The organism is Thalassospira sp. UBA848 (assembly GCF_002295455.1).
GTDB lineage: Bacteria > Pseudomonadota > Alphaproteobacteria > Rhodospirillales > Thalassospiraceae > Thalassospira.
Genome location: NZ_DBGS01000111.1, coordinates 22,838 through 42,149 on the forward strand (window position 1 = coordinate 22,838; position 19,312 = coordinate 42,149).

Here is a 19,312-nt window from a genome sequence, read left to right on the forward strand (position 1 = left end):
TCGTCATTCAGCCGATCCAAACGGATCGGAAAGCTGACTTATTTCGGCAGTTCAGCGTCAATGCCCTGAACGTACCAGTCCATGCCCAGCAGCATGCCGTCATCAGCAACTTCGCCTTCTGCAATGCGCAGCTCGCCAGCCTGATCATAGATCGGGCCGGTGAACGGGTGGAATTCACCCGAAGAAATCTTGGCAGCGGTTTCTTCTGCCAGTGCTTTCACGTCGTCAGGCATGTTGGTGTACGGTGCCATTTCGACCATACCCGAATCAATGCCACCCCAGGTGTCCTGCGACTCCCAGGTACCATCAGCAACGGCCTTCGCGCGGGCAACATAGTAGCTGTCCCAGTTATCAACGATCGCGGTCAGCTGTGCTTTCGGGGCGAACTTGATCATGTCAGATGCCTGACCGAAACCAAGAACACCACGGTTTTCAGCAACCTGAAGCGGTGCCGGACTGTCGGTGTGCTGAACCATGATGTCTGCACCCTGGTCAATCAGCGCCTTGGCCGCATCGCCTTCTTTGCCCGGATCGTACCAGGTGTTGGCCCAGACGACTTTGACTTCAACGTCCGGGTTAACCGACCATGCACCCATCATGAAGGAGTTGATGCCACGTACAACTTCCGGGATCGGGAAGGAACCGACATAACCGACAACGTTGGATTTGGTCATTTTACCGGCGATCACACCCGCAACATAACGGCCTTCATAGAAACGGGCCGCATAGGTCGACAGGTTGTCTGCGCGCTTGTAACCGGTTGCGTGTTCGAATTTGACATCCGGGAACTGCTTGGCAACTTTTTCGGTCGGGTTCATGTAACCGAACGAAGTGGTGAAGATCAGGTCATGGCCGGTCTGGGCCATCTGACGGATCACGCGCTCTGCGTCGGCACCTTCCGGCACGCTTTCGACATAGCTGGTGGTCGCAGCATCGCCGAGTTCGGCTTCAATCGCCTGACGGCCGATGTCATGGCGATAGGACCAACCGTGATCACCAATCGGGCCGACATAGACAAAACCGACTTTAACGTCTTCGGCCTGGGCTGCACCCATGCCGGTTGCGAGGGCACCAACAGCCGCAACGGCGGCAAGTGTGCGCTTCACGAGGCTTGCATTCATAATTTCAGTCTCCCTGTTAGACACTCAATCAGGATTTATACGTTATTCCTGATCGCAATCAATGACGCGTTCCTGCACAAACCAAATCTCAGACAAACCGGACAAGCCGTGGCCCGGCTTGTGTGAGGTTTGGCAAGTGCAGTCTTCCTCCCGTCGGGCCGGAACATCATTTGGCGTGTTCCGGTCCCGCACACAAAGCCACCAAACGCTATTGGGCGGCTCTGAACGCCTGCCCGATACAGGCTGGCGCATTCAGTCTGATTTTCGCACGGTCGCTTGAAATAATCACCAGCACGATCACAGTCGCCAGATACGGCAGCATCGACATGAACTGGCTGGGCACATGAATGCCAGCCCCCTGTGCATGAAGCTGCATTACCGAAATCAGGCCAAACATATAGGCCCCGGCAACCAGACGTCCTGGACGCCACGTGGCAAACACCACCAGCGCCAATGCGATCCAGCCACGACCGGCGGTCATGTTTTCCGCCCACATCGGCGTATAGGAAAGCGACAAATACGCACCACCAAGACCCGCCATCGCGCCGCCAAACATGGTGGCAAGGTAACGGATCTTGATCACGGAATAGCCAATCGCATGCGCCGAATGATGGGAATCGCCAACTGCCTTAAGAACAAGACCGGCACGCGATTTCGCCAGGAACCACCCGACACCGATTACAACAGCAATCGAAAGGTAAACCAGGAAATCCTGCCCGAACAGGATCGGACCAATAATCGGAATGGCGCTGATACCCGGGATGGCAAGGGCGGGCAGCGGATCAATCGCAAAGCCGACAAACCCCGACCCGACAAGGGCGGAAAAACCAACCCCAAAGATCGTAAGCGCAAGCCCCGTCGCCACCTGATTGGCCATCAGGGTGAGTGTGAGAAACGCAAAGATCAGCGACATCATGGCGCCGGCCAGAACGGCGGCCAAAATCCCGACAGTGGCCGAGCCGGTTGACGCGGTTACGGCAAAACCGGCAATCGCCCCCACCAGCATCATGCCTTCAACACCAAGGTTGAGAACACCGGATTTCTCGGTAATCAGCTCACCGGTTGCCGCCAGCAAAAGCGGCGTGGATGCGGTAATCACCGTCAGAACAAATGGGACAATCCATTCCATTATGCGGTTCTCCCTTTTGCCGCGATAGAGCCGAAACGAATGCGGTATTTGGTCAAAACATCACAGGCCAGCAGGAAAAACAGCAAGATCCCCTGGAACAGCCCGGTCACAGCATTGGGCAGGCCCAATGTAATCTGCGCCAGTTCCCCGCCCAAATAGGTCAGCGCCATGATCAAACCGCCAAACAGGATCCCGACGGGATGCAAACGCCCAAGGAATGCAACAATGATCGCGGTAAAGCCATAGCCCGGCGAGATCGATGGCTGAAGCTGCCCGATGGGTCCTGCCACCTCGAACAAACCGGCCAGACCTGCCAGCGCCCCGCCCAAAAGCAAGGTAAACCAGACCATGCGTTTCTGACGGAACCCGACATGGCGGGCAGCCTGCGGGGCCTTGCCCACAACGCGCAGCTGGAAACCGATCACGGATTTTGACAGCAACAACCAACCGGCAATCACCACCAGAACCGCAACGGCGGTGCCAAGGTGCACACGCGATCCTTCAAAGATGATCGGAAGCAAACCGGCATCCGGGAACGGGCGTGATTCCGGGAAATTGAACCCTTCCGGGTTCCGCCACGGTCCATGCACAAGGAAGCTTAAAAACAGCGTTGCGACATAGGTCAGCATCAGGCTGGTCAGGATTTCATTGGCGTTAAAGCGCGTGCGCAGCAGTGCCGGGATCGCGCCCCAGAATGCACCGCCCAGCGCACCAAGCACAAACATGGCCGGCATCAGAAGGATGCTTTCGCTGTCATGGAAATACAGCGCCAGTCCACCGCCAAAGATCGCCCCCATGGTCAGCTGGCCTTCGGCCCCGATGTTCCAGACATTGGCCCTAAAGCCCATGGCAAGACCAACCCCGATAATGACAAGCGGGGTCGCCTTCACAAACAGCTCGGAAATGCCATAGCTGTTATTGATCGGCAGAATGAAAAACGTATAAAGCGCATCAAACGGGTTCTTGCCCATAAAGGCAAAGATGATCCCGCCGACGACAAGCGTCATAAGGATTGCCAGAACCGGCGACAGATAAACCATCGCCTGGGAATGCTGGCGACGGGGTTCAAGCCTGACCAACGCGACCTCCCTCTACTTGCGTGTCGTTCGCCGGGGTCGCGTTGCCTTCAAGATCATGAAGCCCCCCCATCAACAGACCAATTTCCTCGATGCTGACATCGGCCATCGGACGCGGTTTGGACATTTTGCCCTCCGCCATCACGACAACAGAGTCACAAATGGCAAAAATCTCGTCGAGATCCTGCGAAATCACCAAAACCGCCGTACCCTTGGCTGCCAGATCCAACAGTGCCTGATGAATGGCACTGGCCGCCCCGGCATCCACACCCCAGGTCGGCTGTGAAATCACCAGAACGCCCGGGTCCTGCAAAATCTCGCGCCCGACGATGAATTTCTGAAGGTTGCCGCCCGAAAGCGACCCGGCCTCTGCCCCTGACCCCGTGGTCCGCACATCAAACGTCTTGATGATGTTGTCGGCAAAGGATTTGGTTGGTACTTCGCGGATCAGCCCCTTGGCCGCCAGCGCCATCCGGCGAAAGGCCGTCAAGAACCCGTTTTCCGACAGGCTCATATCGGGCACCGCCCCATGGCCGTTACGTTCTTCGGGCACAAACGTCGCACCCAGACGACGACGGCGACGCGGACCGAAATGCGCAACCGATGTTCCATCAATCTTGATGCTGTCCGGGGCGGCTTCCTGTTCGGTTTCACCGGCAAGGGCGCGGAACAGTTCGTTCTGCCCGTTCCCGGCAACCCCGGCAACGCCCATGATCTCGCCACCGCGCACCTCAAGGTTAATGCCCTTAAGGTCGGTGCCAAACTGTTCGTCACTGGCAAGTGACAGATCGGTAACAGCAAGCCGCACATCACCAAACGTGCGCGCTTCGCCGCGGTCCGGTGCAGTCAGTTTCTGGCCGATCATCATTTCAGCCATTGATTTCGCGGTCTCCTCGCGCGGATCACAACCCGCAACAACCTTGCCACCGCGCAGCACTGTCGCCTTCTGGCACAGCGCCTTCACTTCGTGCAGCTTGTGACTGATATACAGGATCGCGCAGCCTTCATCGGCCAGACGACGCAGTGTCTCGAACAGCTTTTCGACTTCCTGCGGGGTCAGGACCGAGGTCGGCTCGTCCAGGATCAGAAGTTTCGGGTTCTGCAGCAGACAACGCACAATCTCGATGCGCTGACGTTCACCAACCGACAGCGTATAAACATGGCGATCCGGATCGAGCGGCAGGCCATAGGTCTTTTCGACCTCAAGCACCTGCTTGCGCAGCGCTTCCATATCGCGCACGTCATTCATCGCCAGCGCAATGTTTTCAAGCACCGTCATGGTTTCAAACAAGGAGAAATGCTGGAACACCAGACCGATCCCCATTTCGCGGGCATCGTGCGGGCTTGCGATCGTAACCGGCTTGCCTTCCCAGATCAGCTCACCTTGATCGGCCTGCAAAACACCGTAGATGATTTTCACAAGCGTACTTTTGCCCGCACCGTTTTCACCCAGCAGCGCGTGGATTTCACCTGGCTCGATACGGAAACTGATATCGTCATTGGCCAGACAGCCCGGAAAGGCCTTGGTCACACCGCGCACTTCCAACTGCGCAGGGCCTGCCCCCTTCATGGCTTCTGTCCCGGTTTCACCGGTCGTTGACGTCACTGTTGCCACCCCCATTTAGCGATATGTCTTGCACCCGACACGCGGTTTTACCGCATAACGCACTGCAATCAAACGGTCTCAATAAGCAATCTTGTCGGTCTTGGCATCCCAGGCGGCAAACACTTCGCGCGCCTCGGGCAAATCGACATGAACAATCGGCAAGGAACGATCATCGATCGGCTTTGCCACCTCATCATACAGGAACTGATCATCAAAACCGATGGCAGCGGCATCCTCGCGGCCATTGGCGTAATAGATCTTGTCAAGACGGGCCCAATAGATCGCCGACAGGCACATCGGGCAAGGTTCGCAACTGGTATAGATTTCACAACCCGACAGATCGAATGTTCCCAGCTTCTCACAGGCTGCGCGAATTGCGCTGACCTCGGCATGGGCGGTCGGGTCGTTTTTGGATGTGACGTTGTTCCAGCCTTCGGCAATCACTTCGCCATTGCGAACGATGATTGCCCCGAACGGACCACCGCATCCCTCATCCATCTTTTGCCGCGACAAATCCACGGCATGGCGCATATGGCCCTTGGCATCACACACAGCCAAACTCTCCTCTACGAAACCTCCGGTCCGGTTTTCCGAACCGCCTGATCAGGCCGTCATTGTGCGGCCCTTTATCATTAATGCCACCTTCAATGAAGGTGTTTCACTCAGCCGACCCCGTCTGATGCGGATTTTGGCATTTGCGTATTCGCCATCTGCGCTTCGCGCACTGACAACAATTGTGCGGCAACCGATGCCGCAATCACCACCGGCTGTTTGCCGGTAATGCCTTGAATTCCAATCGGAGTAGTCAAACGGCCGATCTCGACAGGGCCCAACCCCCGGTCTTCAAGCCGTCGGATAAAGCGTGCACGCTTGGTTTGGCTGCCAATCATGCCAACAAAACCAAGATCATCACGCGCCAAAGCCGCCCGGCATATCTCGAAATCAAGCGCATGGTTGTGCGTCAGGATCAAAACATGCGCCCCGGCGGGAATGTCCGCGACCTCCGCCTCGGGCTTATCGCTTTGACAAACCTGAACATTTGCACCTTCAACACCCGTCAGAAACTCTTCACGCGAATCGATCAGGTGAATATCAAACGGAAGCGGCGCCAACGCCTGCACAACCGCCTTGCCAACATGCCCTGCACCAAAAACCCAAAGCGGTGTGTGCGCGTCATCAAGGCGCAAACAAAGCATTTCCAACCCGTTTAGCGACACAACCCCGCCACGCGCGGCGCCAAAACTGCCGGATAACATCTTGGCATGCGTACCACTGACCCGCGTGATGTCGCTGCAATCGGTCGGAACCGTCACCCACGTGCCATCGGCACGGGTCGGTGCGGTCTCGATTTCTTGCAAAACCGTGCGGAATGTTTCTTTGGCAACGCCACCCAACAGATGAAAACCAACCTCGACCGATCCACCACAACATTGCCCAAGACCGGGACCAAGCGGGAACCGGGCGATCTCGGCAACGGCCATCTTGTCAGCACCCGCGTCAAAACCTTCACGCACCCGGCGTGTGACCTGATGTTCAAGGTTGCCACCACCAATCGTGCCCGAAATCGCATCCGGCGTAATCAGCATAAAGGCCCCAACCTCACGCGGGGTCGATCCCCGAATGGCCGCGACACTGACCAGCATCACCGGGCCCGGTTGGGACAAAAGCCTGATATGATCGCGACGCGACAGGGTCATGACTTATTCCCCCGCCATCGACTGTGCTGAATGAACCTTTTCGATCATCCGCTTGGCGCAATCGGCCACGGCATGCAAAACCGCCTCGGGCGTTGCCGGGGTATCAAGAGCCGGAACAACCTTGTGGCCCGCGACCGAGGCCACGGCATCGGCAATTGCCCGATGCACGGAAATTGCCAGCATCAAGGGCGGCTCACCCACTGCCTTCGACCGGTGAATGGTTTTTTCAACGTTTCGCCCGGACGACCACAGCTCCATGCGGAAATCTTCCGGTCGATCCGAACATGCCGGGATTTTATAGGTCGACGGCGCATGAGTGCGCAGGCTGCCCTTGTCATCCCACCAGAGTTCCTCGGACGTCAGCCAGCCCATCCCCTGAATGAAGCCGCCTTCAATCTGGCCAAGGTCAATCGCCGGGTTCAACGACCGGCCGACATCATGAATGATATCAACCCGCGTCACCTTGTATTCCCCGGTCAGGGTATCAATCAAAACTTCGGAACACGCCATGCCATAGGCAAAGTAATAAAACGGCCGGCCCGATGCGCTTTCGCGGTCATAATGGATTTTCGGCGTGGCGTAATAGCCCGTGGCCGACAGCGACACACGCGCCAGATAGGCCTGCTTGATCAGATCGGCAAAAGCCAGCTCATCCTTGTCGCCGACAATGACCTTGCCCGGCACAAAGCGCACGGTACTTTCCGCTACATTATATTTCTCGGCGGCAAAGGCAATCAGGCGGTTCTTGATCGTCATCGCCGCATCACGCGCGGCCATGCCGTTCATGTCCGCCCCGCTTGAGGCCGCGGTTGCCGATGTGTTGGGGACCTTGCCGGTATTGGTGGGCGTGATCTTGATCTGATCAAGATCGATCTGGAATTCCTCGGCCACGACCTGGGCAACCTTGATAAACAGGCCCTGCCCCATTTCCGTTCCGCCATGGTTCAGATGCACCGAACCATCCTGATAAACATGGATCAGCGCGCCCGCCTGGTTCAGGAAGGTCGTGGTAAAGGAAATCCCGAATTTCACGGGCGTCAGGGAAAGGCCCTTTTTCAAAACCGGGCTTTCAGCATTGAACGCCGTAATCTCTTCGCGGCGCTTGCGATAGTCACTGGCCTTCAGGATATCGTCGGTCAGTTCCGAAAGGACATTGTCTTCGACCACCATATGGTATGGCGTCGTGTTGCGATCCTTGGTGTCGTAATAGTTGGCAATACGAACATCCATCGGATCACGCCCGACGGTCATGGCGATCTCATCAATGATGCGTTCAATCGCGACCATGCCCTGCGGCCCGCCAAAACCACGAAACGCCGTGTTGGACACAAGATTGGTTTTGCAGCGGTACGACCGGATTTCGACATCGCCAAGGTAATAGGCATTGTCGGTATGGAACATCGCCCGATCAGCAATCGCCGCCGACAGATCAGCCGAGAAACCGCAATTGGCGGCGTACTGGATATCCAGCCCGCAAATCCGCCCGTCATCATCAAAGCCGACATCATAATCGACAATGAAATCATGGCGTTTGCCGGTCATGACCATGTCGTCATCGCGATCAAGACGGAACTTGGCCGGACGTCCGGTTTTGGTCGCAACGATGGCGGCCAGTGCCGCCCATTGCATGGCCTGTGTTTCCTTGCCGCCAAACCCGCCACCCATGCGGCGCACTTCAACCGTGACCGCATTGGCCGGACGGCCCAGCACATTGGCGATATTATGCTGCACTTCCGATGGATGCTGCGTGGAGCAATGCAGCAACACATCGCCATCCTCGCCCGGAATGGCAAAACTGATCTGCCCTTCAAGATAAAAATGATCCTGCCCGCCAATATCCATCCGCCCGGCATGGCGATGCTTGGCGCGCGCCAGGGCCGCCTTGGCATCGCCTTGCTTCATCACATGCGGAGGTGCTACGAAAAGCTGCTTTTCCAGTGCCTCGGCAACATCCAGAACCGCAGGCAGTTCTTCATATTCAATCTCGGCCAGTTGGGCTGCCGCACGGGCCTGCGCCCGGGTTTCGGCCGCAACGCAAAAGACCGGCTGGCCATAAAACTGCACGATGCCATCGGGCAAAACCGGCTCATCGTGGGTGTGCGCTGGCGAAACGTCATTCACGCCGGGAATATCATCGGCGGTCAGAACACATACCACGCCGGGGGCCGAGCGGACCTTGGACAAGTCGAGTTTGGTAATCTTGCCATGCGCGATGGTCGCCGCACCCGGCGCCAGATGCAGGGTACCAAACGGTTCATTGATATCATCAATATAGACCGCCTCGCCCGCCACATGTTTCGGGCCGCTGTCATGTTTTGAGCTGGATCGAACACCACCGCTCAGTCCCGCAGTCGGTGCAACAACCTCGTCCATATCGGTTTTCAAAACCTGATCAGACATGGGCCGCCTCCTTGCCAACAAGGCGGGTGGCAATATCGGGCGCACTGGTTTCGATGAACAGCTTGGTCAAAAGGTTCTGCGCCACCAGCATGCGGTATTCCTTGGATGCCCGCATGTCGGTCATCGGGGAAAACTCGCTGGCCAGCGCCAATTGCGCCGCATTAAGGTTGGCTTCATTCCAATCCTTGCCGATCAGGGCCGCTTCGCATTTCTTGGCCCGCATCGGGGTGCCCGCCATGCCACCAAAGGCCGCCCGGAATTCGGAAACCTTGCCATCATCAATCTTGATGGCAAAGGCCCCCAGAACAGCCGTGATATCCTGATCAAAGCGTTTGGAGATTTTATAAGCCTTGAACACCAACCCGCTTTGCGGTTTGGGCACAATCACGCTTTCAACAAACTCGCCCGGATGACGGTCCTGCTTGCCATAGGTGATAAAGAATTCTTCCAAAGGCACTTCGCGGCGCACATCGCCCATGCGCAGCACAACCTTCGCCCCCAGCGCAATCAGGGCCGGTGGCGTATCGCCAATCGGCGATCCGTTGGCAATATTGCCCCCGACGGTTCCGGCATTACGGATTTGCCGCGACCCGATCCGTCGCACAAGCTCACCAACATCGGATGCGACCCGGCCCAACGCATCATGCGCCCGGCTATAGGTCACACCAGCCCCGATCACCAATGCATCATCGGCCTCGGTCACCAACTTCAGATCATCGACATCGCCAATATAGATGATCGGGTCCAACCGCTTGAGCATCTTGGTCACCCAAAGCCCGACATCCGTGCCCCCGGCCAGAACCGTGGCATCGGGATGGGCAACCAGAAGGGCGGCCAATTCATCAGACGTACGCGGTGCGAAATAACGCCCGGCGGGATGTTCAAGCGCAAGCGTACCTTCACCCTCGACCATGGCGGTCAGTTTGGTGGCAATATCGGCTCGGCGTTTCTGTTCGGCACTGTCATTGGCAGCAACACCACCGGCCTTGCGCGCGGCCTCGATGATCGGGCCATAGCCGGTGCAACGGCACAGGTTGCCCGCCAGCGCATCATTGATCGCACCGCGGTCATCCTCGCCGCCATCCAGCCACAGCTGATACAGGCTCATGACAAAGCCCGGCGTACAGAAACCGCATTGCGATCCGTGGGTCTCGACCATCGCCTGCTGTACGGGATGCAGGCTGCCGTCCGTGGTTTTGAGATGCTCGACCGTCAGAAGCTGCTTGCCATCAAGGGTCGGGACAAACTGGATGCAGGCATTGACCGTGCGATACGCCATTCCGCCCTTGCCATCCGGCTCGCCCAGCACAACCGTACAGGCGCCGCAATCTCCCTCGGCACAGCCTTCCTTGGTGCCTGATTTGCGTTCAGTCAGGCGCAAGTATTCAAGCACGGTCATCTGCGGATCAACGTCGCGCAGGCTGCGTTCCTCGTCGCCCAGCAGGAAACGGATATCAGAACGGAAGGATGTGGTCGCACTTGCCATGTCTGTTCTCAGCTTCCGCGATAGGTGGAATAGCCAAACGGCGACAGCAACAGCGGCACATGATAATGCGCCTGCCCATCAGAAATGCCAAAGCGGATCACGACCTGATCCAGGAATTTGGGATCGGGAAGCTCTGTACCGCTGGCATCAAAATAATCACCTGCATGGAAAACAAGCTGATACTGACCCGGCTTGAAAGAGGCACCTTCGAGCATCGGGCTATCGGTACGGCCATCAACATTGGTCACAGCTTCGGCAACCATGTCGTCATGGCCATTGCCAAAGCGGTGCAGCTCAATGCGGATTCCGGCCGCCGGGCAGCCTTTTGCCGTATCCAGTACATGGGTGGTCAGTCGTCCCATGCCGGGCCTCCTCTCTCTCATTCTTTTGTTTATGAGCGGTCGCTTCTCCCGATGGTCGGCATTCTGTTTGTGCTTTTGTGCCGAACCATTTTTTTAAGCGATGTAAAAAGGGTCGCATTAGGACCCACCCTCGGGAAAGAGGGGATAAAGTGAAACTATATCAATAATTCTTTGAAAAAAGAACAGTCCCATTTCAGGCACTATGAACGGAAACACAGGCAAAATGCCTTGAAAGACCGCGAAAAACGTGGCCCCGATCTGATCCCGTCCAGGAACATTATCAAAACAGCCTTGATAGTGCGGCACGTCTTCGGCCCCGGCATATGCAGGTTTCTTTCTTGCTGCGCTGCGGCCGATGGTTAATGCTACACCAAACAGGCCCGACAACAAAGCCGGGCATACGGGATCGACCCCACAGAATTCAGGAGAAGGTTTGCATGAACGACCAGAAATATGCGCGTGATTTGATTGGTTACGGTGAAAACCCGCCCAAGGCCAACTGGCCGAACAAGGCGCGCGTTGCTGTTCAGTTCGTGCTGAATTACGAGGAAGGCGGCGAAAACTGCATCCTGCACGGGGATCGCGCGTCCGAGGCTTTTCTGTCGGAAATCATCGGGGCGGACATGCGCGAAGGTGTCCGCCATATGAGCATGGAGTCGATTTATGAATATGGCTCGCGCGTCGGCGTCTGGCGCATTCTGAACCTGTTCCGTGAACGCCAGATCCCGATCACCATCTTTGCCGTCGCCATGGCGCTTGCCCGCCATCCCAGGGTCGGTGAAGTCGCCATGAAGGACGGACACGAGATCTGCTCGCACGGCTATCGCTGGATTGATTACCAATACATGCCCGAAGATCAGGAACGCGAACATCTTCACAAGGCGATCGAGATCATCAAGAACGTCACCGGCGAACGTCCGCTGGGTTGGTATACCGGCCGCACCAGCCCCAATACCCGGCGTCTGGTGGCTGAAGAAGGCGGCTTTCTCTATGACGCCGACGATTACAGCGACGAACTCCCGTTCTGGAGCACCCAGACCGAAACCCCGCACCTCATCGTGCCCTACACCCTTGATGCCAACGACATGCGCTTTGCCGCCATGCAGGGCTTCAATTCCGGCGAACAATATTTCCAGTATCTCAAGGACAGCTTCGACACCCTTTACGAAGAAGGAACCGAAACCCCGCGCATGATGTCGATCGGCCTGCATTGCCGTCTGGTCGGGCGTCCGGGCCGCTTCGCAGCCCTCAAGCGCTTCGTCGATTATGTCCAAGGCCACGACAATGTCTGGTTTGCCCGGCGCATTGATATCGCCCGCCACTGGCGCGAACATCACCCGCATGGCGGCTAAGGCCGATCAAAAAAACACAAGGTCGATATGACAGAAACCACCAAATCCCTGTTTGAAACCCGCCCGCCCAGCACGCTTGCGCAAAGCGCGTTCGTCTCCCTGTATGGCTGGGTTTACGAACATTCTCCGTGGGTTGCCCATCAGCTTTATGAACGCGGCATCACCAAAAACCTCGATAACCCAGCTTCGCTTGCCGATGCCATGGCGGCCATCGTCAATGGCGCGGTTGATGATGACAAACTGTCACTTCTGCGCGCCCATCCCGATCTGGCCGGCAAGCTTGCGCTGGCCGATCTGACCGCGTCGTCGCAAAGCGAACAAAAGGGTGCCGGGCTTGATCAATGCACACCCGACGAACTTGCACGCTTTACCGAGCTTAATGAGCTCTATAAACATAAGTTCGGTTTTCCGTTCATCTTTGCGGTCAAGGGGTTCCATCGCACCGACATTCTCGATGCGTTTGAACGGCGTGTAAAAAACGACGCGGAAACCGAATTCAACGAGGCGATCGAACAGGTCCACCGCATTGCCAAATTGCGGCTCGAAGCGCTGTAGGGTCACACACAGCACCAGAACCTGTGATAGCCATATAACAAACGATAAATTCAGGATAAGACCACCATGAACCATCAGGAAAACACCGAAACGCCGGAATTTGCACGGCGGTTTGTTAATCTTGCCGACGAACGTCTGGGCGCAGAGGCAATCTTTGCGACCGATGATTTCTTCGCTGACAAACAGCGTATGCTGCAAACGGCTGAGGCGGTGTTTTACCCTGACCGTTATGACGATCACGGCAAATGGATGGATGGCTGGGAAAGCCGCCGCAAACGTGTTGAAGGCCACGATTACTGTGTTGTGCGTCTGGCAACATCGGGCCGCATTTACGGTGTCGATATCGATACCAGCCATTTCACCGGCAACTTCCCGCCAGCCGGGTCCCTTGAAGGCTGCTATTGCCCGGATGGCGATCCGACCGACGATACCAAATGGCATGAAATCGTTGCCCCCATGGGCCTTGGCGCCAGCGCGCACCACTATGCCGATGTGACGTCGAATGCGATCTATACCCATGTCCGCCTGCACATCTATCCCGATGGCGGCGTTGCGCGCCTTCGCGTTTATGGTCGCCCGAACCGCGACTGGACGGAAATGGCCGCCAAGGGCGAACAGGTCGATCTGGCGGCGATGATCAATGGCGGTGTCGTTGTTGGCTGGTCGGATGCCCATTACGGAAATCCCAATGCCATTCTGGCCCCGGGTCGCGGGGTTAATATGGGCGATGGCTGGGAAACCCGTCGCCGTCGCGAACCGGGCAATGAATGGTTGATTGTCGAACTGGGTCACCCGGGCGAGATTGAAAAAATCATCGTCGATACCTGCCACTTCAAGGGCAACTACCCTGACCGTGTCTCGATTCAGGGCGCCTATGTCGACGGCGAAAAGGACAAGTCGCTCACGGCACGTTCGATGTTCTGGTCGACCATCCTGCCGGAAAGCAAGATGCAGGCGGACCATATCCATGAATTCGATGCATCCGCACTTACCGTCAATGGTCCGGTCACCCATCTTCGCGTCAACTCGATCCCCGACGGCGGCATCAGCCGTTTGCGTATCCTTGGCAAACCGACGACGTAACGGGGCAGGATGATGCAACTTCCCATCGAACACCTGACGCCAGAGGCCTTCGCCCCCTTTGGCGAAGTCATCTCGACCGACACCGCGCGCGATACCTACAAGATCAATCAGGGAACCACCAAAAGGTTTCATGATATCTCGCGCGTAGATGTCGGGGACGAAGGTGGCGCGCCGATCATCAGTATCTTTCGCGGAACGCCGCGTCCCAAGCCGATTGAAATCAAAATGATGGAACGCCACCCGCTGGGCTCACAGGCCTTCATCCCACTTGCGGGCCAGAAGTTCCTGATTGTCGTCGCGCCGGGCACCGAAACGCCAAAACCCGAAAACCTGCGCGCGTTTCTAAGTGATGGCACACAAGGTGTTACCTACGCCAAAAACGTCTGGCATCACCCATTGCTCGTGCTTGAAGAAGACAGTGATTTTCTGATCGTGGATCGCAGCGGTCCCGGCAACAACCTCAATGAAGTCGACCTGCCACTGGTCGATGGCGAGGTCATCACCCTTGATTGGGCATAACCCGCCTTAAGCAGAAATCAGACCAAAATCTTGCAGGTAACGGTGCAAATCGGCGCTGTTACCTGCAACATACTCTGCCCCGGCATCGCGCAGGATGTCTGCATCCGCATCGCTGCGATGCGCCCCACCCAAAAACCCGACAGACTGCATGCCTGCTGCCTTGGCTGCCACGATGCCGGATGGGCTGTCTTCGATCACCAGACACTTTTCTGGCCTCCAGCCGCACGAACTGGCCGCCAACAGGAAAACATGCGGTGCCGGTTTGCCACGCGCCACTTGCTCGGCGGAAAAGACCCGATCTTCGAAGAAGCCTTCAAGACTTGTCAGACGCAAACATTGATCAAGCCGCGCCAGATCACTGCCCGACGCCAAGGCAATCGGCACTGACAGCTTGGTCAAAAGGTCCGGAATACCCGCAATCGCCTGCAGATCGGTTTGAAAGGTTCGGGCCAGCTCCGCTTCACACCGTTCCTGATAGGAAACCGCATCAATATCGGCAGAAAACCGGGTATTGAGCGCGGCAATCATCTCGCCATAGGTCACGCCGCCAAAATCACGCGCCAATTCGCTTGCCGTGATCTTAACGCCATAATCCGGCAACAGCTTTTCGTCGACAGCAAAAGACAAAATCTCGCTATCGATCAGAACACCGTCGCAATCAAAAATGATGTGCTGGATCATGCAAACCTACTGCGCCGGGGCCGCCACCCCACCATTCAGATCCAACGCCAGCATGCGTTTCTGAATGGTCTGTGACAGGACCGGACCGGCACCCGCCTGCAATGCCCGTTGATAGGCTGCGCGCGCCATTTCGGTCTTGCCCATCGCCAGCGCGTTGTCGGCGAAATGCGCAATATGCTCGGCCGTGGGCATCGCCTTGTTCACGCGGACAAAAACGTCTTCGGCCTCCTGATAGCGCCCCTGGCGATAAAGGATCAGGCCATAGGTATCAAGCGCACCGGGATCATCCGGGGCAACTTGCAAGGCCTGCTTGGCAAGGCGCTCAGCCTCCTGCAAGTTTTCACCACGTACCGCATAGTGATAGGCCAGCCAGTTAGCCGCCCCCATATTGCCTTGACCTGCCGCCTGATAGGCTTCGGCCGTCATGGTATCGCGATAGGATGAAATCACGCTTTCAATGGATGACTGATCAAGGCCATCGACCCACGTCAACCCGACCCGAACCGCCTTGCACCCTTGCGCATTGGCCTGCTGGCACATGGCAACCGCTTCTTCAACCGCCCCCATCACCGTGGCGTTTGGCCCTGCGGCGTATTCCTTGCCCGCCGCATCACGCGCCATGGCCTTGAAATCAATCATCGCCCGATAACGGTCATCGACCTTCTGTTCAGTGGGTGCAGCGAACATATCCTGCGCTTCCCACTTTGATCCTGTATCCCCGCAGGCCGCAAGGCCAAGCATCAGGCCAGCAGCCACGACGAAACGCGATGATTTGAAATGAAACGGGCGGCGGTCAAACAAGGTTGTCATTCCCATACTGGTGCACAAAGCCAGACGCCATCATAGCGCATTTGGGTAATTGCGGGGTTAACATCCTGCGACCAAAAGAAAAAGCCGCCGGGATCATTGATCCGCGGCGGCTTTAACACGCTGGCGTTAAACGCCAATATCAGGGCAACACTGCCCGCACTTAGGCGCGGCGTTCTGCGATCATCTTTTTGATTTCGGTGATCGCAAGCGCCGGGTTCAGGCCTTTCGGGCAGGTGTTGGTGCAGTTCATGATCGTGTGGCAACGATACAGGCGGAACGGATCTTCGAGTGCATCGAGACGTTCACCGGTATATTCATCGCGCGAGTCTGCCAACCAGCGATATGCCTGCAGCAGAACCGCCGGGCCGAGGTATCGGTCGGAGTTCCACCAGTAGGACGGGCACGCGGTCGAGCAGGAGAAGCACAGAATGCATTCCCACAGACCATCAAGCTTGGCACGTTCTTCACGCGACTGCAGACGTTCCCCGTCCGGCGGGGTCGGGCTGTCTGCCTTAAGCCACGGCTCGATGGATGCGAGCTGTGCATAGGGCTGGGACAGATCCGGCACCAGATCCTTGACGACTGGCATATGCGGCAGCGGATAGATCTTGACTTCGCCCTTGATGTCATCAATCGGCTTGAGGCACGCAAGCGTGTTACGGCCATCGATGTTCATCGCGCACGAACCGCAAATGCCTTCACGGCAGGAACGACGGAACGTCAGGGTCGCGTCGATCTCGTTCTTGATCTTGATCAGCGCATCGAGAACCATCGGCCCGCACTTGTCGAGGTCGATGTCATAGGTGTCGGTACGCGGGTTATCGCCACTGTCCGGGTCAAAACGATAAATCTTGAACGCACGGACATTCTTCGCGTCAGCCGGCGCAGAGAACGTTTTGCCCTCTTTGACGACCGAATTGGCGGGAAGATTGAATTCTACCATCTCTCAAATCCTCTCTTGCCGCGCCTTAATAGACGCGCTCTTTCGGCTCGATATACGACACTTCATCGGTGAGCGTGAAGTTGTTGACCGGACGATAGGTCAGATCAACGCCATAGCCCTTGTCGGTGTCGACGGTCGCAATCGTGTGCTTCATCCAGGTTTCGTCATCGCGCTTCGGGAAATCTTCGTGGGCATGTGCACCACGCGATTCATGACGCGCTTCTGCCGAATTCATGGTTGCGGCGGCACAGGTCATCAGGTTCTCAAGTTCGAGAGTCTCGACCAGATCCGAGTTCCAGATGAGGGATCGATCCGAAACACCGACGTCGGGAAGCGTCTTGGCGGTTTCAGAAAGCTTGTCCTTGCCCTCTTTAAGGATTTCCGAGGTCCGGAACACACCGCAGTTCGACTGCATGACACGCTGCATTTCCAGACGGATATCCGCGGTCGGACGCGAACCTTTTGCCCAGCGCAGACGATCAAAGCGTTCAACCGCCTCTTCACCGTCGGTTGCCTTGAGCTCCTTGAAGGATGCCTTGGCATCAACGACTTCTGCTGCATGCAGACCACATGCACGGCCAAACACAACAAGGTCGAGCAGCGAGTTCGTACCCAGACGGTTTGCACCATGGACCGAAACGCAGGCTGCTTCACCAGCCGCCATCAGGCCCGGAACGATTGCGTTCGGGTCTTTGGCGGTCGGACGCAGAACCTCGCCCTTATAGTTGGTCGGGATACCGCCCATGTTGTAATGGACCGTCGGCAGGACCGGGATCGGTTCCTTGGTCGCATCAACACCGGCAAAGATTTTCGCGGTTTCGGTAATGCCCGGCAGACGTTCCCACAGAACTTCCGAACCAAGATGTTCAAGATGCAGGTGGATGTATTCGCCGTGTTCGCCAACACCACGACCATCGCGGATTTCCTGTGCCATACCACGCGACACAACGTCACGCGATGCAAGGTCCTTAACGGTCGGCGCATAACGTTCCATGAAACGTTCGCCTTCGGAGTTGGTCAGATAACCACCTTCACCACGGGCACCCTCGGTGATCAGGCAACCTGAACCGTAAATGCCGGTCGGGTGGAACTGAACGAATTCCATATCCTGCAGGCCAAGACCCGCACGGGCCACCATGCCATGACCGTCACCGGTACAGGTATGCGCCGAGGTGCAGCTAAAGAACGCACGGCCATAACCACCAGACGCCAGAATAACCATCTTGGCATTGAAACGGTGCAGTTCACCGGTATCCAGATCCCAAGCCACCAGACCTTTGCACGAACCGTCTTCGTCCATGATCAGATCAAGGGCGATATATTCGACAAAGAACTCGGCTTTGTTTTTCAGGCACTGCTGATACAGGGTATGCAGCATGGCGTGACCGGTACGGTCAGCTGCTGCACAGGCGCGTTCAACCGGCGCCTTGCCGTGGTCACGGGTGTGACCACCGAACGGACGCTGATAGATTTTGCCATCTTCGGTTCGCGAGAACGGCATACCGTAATGTTCAAGTTCATGAACCGCCGGAACGGCGTTGCGGCACATATATTCGATTGCGTCCTGGTCACCCAGCCAGTCCGAACCCTTGACGGTGTCATACATATGCCACTGCCAGTGATCCTCGGACATGTTGCCAAGCGACGCACCGATACCGCCCTGGGCAGCAACGGTGTGCGAACGGGTCGGGAAGACCTTGGTAATACATGCGGTTTTCAGGCCGGCTTCAACCGTACCCAGTGTCGCGCGCAAACCCGCGCCACCCGCACCCATAACAACGACGTCGTAGTTATGGTCGATAATTTTATAAGATTCACTCATTGGCTCAGGCTCCGGCAAAAACGATACGCAGGACTGAAATGATCGCAGCGACAGACAGGAAGGCTGCCACAGCCTTGATCAGCATCAGCGAGATCATTTCTGCTTTACGGTTGTGCACATAGTCTTCGATCACGACCTGCAGGCCATGCGTGAAGTGCACGGCAACGCTGACGATCAACAGGATCATCATGGTCGAATGGAAGTACGAGCCCAGCCAGGCTTGGACGGCATCGTAATCTGCCGTATGCCCGGCAAGAATCGAAACAATGAACCAGATGCCGAGCGGAAGGTTTGCAGCAGCCGTCACGCGCTGGGTCCACCAGTGCGAAGAGCCACTTTTGGCAGAACCGAGACCGCGGACACGGCCCAGATCGGATTGCATCTTCATGACAAGTTGTCCCCTCTTGCCCGGCCTTAGGCCAGACCGATGATCCAGGTGAGAATGGTCAGCACAACTGCCGCGCCAAGGACGATCGGGTTGCCTTTGGCAGCACCCTCATTCGTCAGGCCGCGACCGGTATCCCAGACAAGGTGACGGATACCGTTGCAAGCGTGGTAATAAAACGCCGCTGTCCAACCGAACAGCAGCAGCAGACCAAACCACGAGGTGAAAAATCCGTGATAGCCTTCAAAAGCATCACGACCGGCGCCGGCACCAATCAGCCAGGAC

At 56.8% G+C, this 19,312-nt stretch carries 19 protein-coding genes; 4 read left to right on the plus strand and 15 right to left on the minus strand.

The annotated features are described in order from the left end of the window. Positions 1-38: 38 nt before the first annotated feature. From B2R48_RS15355 to uraH, 9 genes are all read right to left on the minus strand, one after another. Positions 39-1,106: a BMP family ABC transporter substrate-binding protein gene (locus B2R48_RS15355; RefSeq protein ID WP_062957319.1), complete on the minus strand. Its 1,068-nt coding sequence runs from the start codon at positions 1,104-1,106 to the stop codon at positions 39-41. Positions 1,107-1,329: 223 nt separating this feature from the next. Further along, positions 1,330-2,250: an ABC transporter permease gene (locus B2R48_RS15360; protein ID WP_062956797.1), complete on the minus strand. Its 921-nt coding sequence runs from the start codon at positions 2,248-2,250 to the stop codon at positions 1,330-1,332. Then, positions 2,250-3,329 (minus strand): ABC transporter permease, encoded by a 1,080-nt coding sequence (locus B2R48_RS15365; RefSeq protein ID WP_114129769.1) that lies wholly within the window; start codon positions 3,327-3,329, stop codon positions 2,250-2,252. Before B2R48_RS15365 ends, B2R48_RS15360 begins: the two co-directional genes overlap by 1 nt. Next, a complete protein-coding gene (locus B2R48_RS15370) occupies positions 3,316-4,896 on the minus strand; it encodes an ABC transporter ATP-binding protein (RefSeq protein ID WP_297002177.1) in 1,581 nt (526 codons plus the stop codon). The genes B2R48_RS15365 and B2R48_RS15370 overlap by 14 nt, the downstream gene beginning before the upstream one ends. 114 nt (positions 4,897-5,010) lie before the next feature. After that, on the minus strand, positions 5,011-5,484 hold the full coding sequence (locus tag B2R48_RS15375; protein WP_297002145.1) for a nucleoside deaminase: 474 nt from the start codon (positions 5,482-5,484) through the stop codon (positions 5,011-5,013). 110 nt (positions 5,485-5,594) lie between these two features. After that, on the minus strand, positions 5,595-6,629 hold the full coding sequence (gene xdhC / locus B2R48_RS15380) for a xanthine dehydrogenase accessory protein XdhC (protein ID WP_297002148.1): 1,035 nt from the start codon (positions 6,627-6,629) through the stop codon (positions 5,595-5,597). A gap of 3 nt (positions 6,630-6,632) precedes the next feature. Further along, complete coding sequence (gene xdhB / locus B2R48_RS15385) at positions 6,633-9,029, minus strand: xanthine dehydrogenase molybdopterin binding subunit (RefSeq protein WP_297002151.1); 2,397 nt, start codon at positions 9,027-9,029, stop codon at positions 6,633-6,635. Continuing rightward, the gene (xdhA, locus tag B2R48_RS15390) at positions 9,022-10,515 is read right to left on the minus strand and encodes a xanthine dehydrogenase small subunit (protein WP_297002154.1); all 1,494 of its coding nucleotides are present in this window, start codon (positions 10,513-10,515) and stop codon (positions 9,022-9,024) included. The genes xdhB and xdhA overlap by 8 nt, the downstream gene beginning before the upstream one ends. Before the next feature lie 8 nt (positions 10,516-10,523). After that, complete coding sequence (gene uraH / locus B2R48_RS15395) at positions 10,524-10,877, minus strand: hydroxyisourate hydrolase (protein WP_062956803.1); 354 nt, start codon at positions 10,875-10,877, stop codon at positions 10,524-10,526. A 437-nt stretch (positions 10,878-11,314) separates the two neighbouring features. Here uraH and puuE point away from each other — a divergent pair, with 437 nt between their 5' ends. The 4 genes from puuE (at position 11,315) to B2R48_RS15415 (ending at position 14,386) form a co-directional block, all read left to right on the plus strand. Next, positions 11,315-12,229, plus strand: a complete 915-nt coding sequence (gene puuE / locus B2R48_RS15400) for an allantoinase PuuE (protein WP_062956805.1) — start codon at positions 11,315-11,317, stop codon at positions 12,227-12,229. Positions 12,230-12,256: 27 nt separating this feature from the next. Then, positions 12,257-12,784, plus strand: coding sequence for a 2-oxo-4-hydroxy-4-carboxy-5-ureidoimidazoline decarboxylase (gene uraD / locus B2R48_RS15405; RefSeq protein WP_062956806.1), 528 nt, complete (start codon positions 12,257-12,259; stop codon positions 12,782-12,784). A gap of 66 nt (positions 12,785-12,850) precedes the next feature. Further along, entirely contained in the window at positions 12,851-13,867 is a 1,017-nt protein-coding gene (gene alc, locus B2R48_RS15410) for an allantoicase (protein WP_297002160.1), read from the plus strand. 9 nt (positions 13,868-13,876) lie between these two features. Beyond that, positions 13,877-14,386, plus strand: coding sequence for an ureidoglycolate lyase (locus tag B2R48_RS15415; RefSeq protein ID WP_297006817.1), 510 nt, complete (start codon positions 13,877-13,879; stop codon positions 14,384-14,386). A gap of 6 nt (positions 14,387-14,392) precedes the next feature. Here B2R48_RS15415 and B2R48_RS15420 read toward each other — a convergent pair whose 3' ends face one another. From B2R48_RS15420 to sdhC, 6 genes are all read right to left on the minus strand, one after another. Beyond that, the gene (locus B2R48_RS15420) at positions 14,393-15,067 is read right to left on the minus strand and encodes an HAD family hydrolase (RefSeq protein WP_297002164.1); all 675 of its coding nucleotides are present in this window, start codon (positions 15,065-15,067) and stop codon (positions 14,393-14,395) included. 6 nt (positions 15,068-15,073) lie between these two features. Beyond that, the gene (locus B2R48_RS15425; RefSeq protein ID WP_414716195.1) at positions 15,074-15,877 is read right to left on the minus strand and encodes a tetratricopeptide repeat protein; all 804 of its coding nucleotides are present in this window, start codon (positions 15,875-15,877) and stop codon (positions 15,074-15,076) included. Between the two features lie 160 nt (positions 15,878-16,037). After that, entirely contained in the window at positions 16,038-16,820 is a 783-nt protein-coding gene (locus B2R48_RS15430; protein WP_062956809.1) for a succinate dehydrogenase iron-sulfur subunit, read from the minus strand. Positions 16,821-16,845: 25 nt separating this feature from the next. Next, the gene (sdhA, locus tag B2R48_RS15435; RefSeq protein ID WP_062956810.1) at positions 16,846-18,642 is read right to left on the minus strand and encodes a succinate dehydrogenase flavoprotein subunit; all 1,797 of its coding nucleotides are present in this window, start codon (positions 18,640-18,642) and stop codon (positions 16,846-16,848) included. A gap of 4 nt (positions 18,643-18,646) precedes the next feature. Then, the gene (gene sdhD / locus B2R48_RS15440) at positions 18,647-19,030 is read right to left on the minus strand and encodes a succinate dehydrogenase, hydrophobic membrane anchor protein (RefSeq protein WP_062956811.1); all 384 of its coding nucleotides are present in this window, start codon (positions 19,028-19,030) and stop codon (positions 18,647-18,649) included. Between the two features lie 26 nt (positions 19,031-19,056). After that, positions 19,057-19,312 (minus strand): succinate dehydrogenase, cytochrome b556 subunit (gene sdhC / locus B2R48_RS15445; RefSeq protein ID WP_297002174.1); only part of this gene is annotated, 256 nt, incomplete at its 5' end.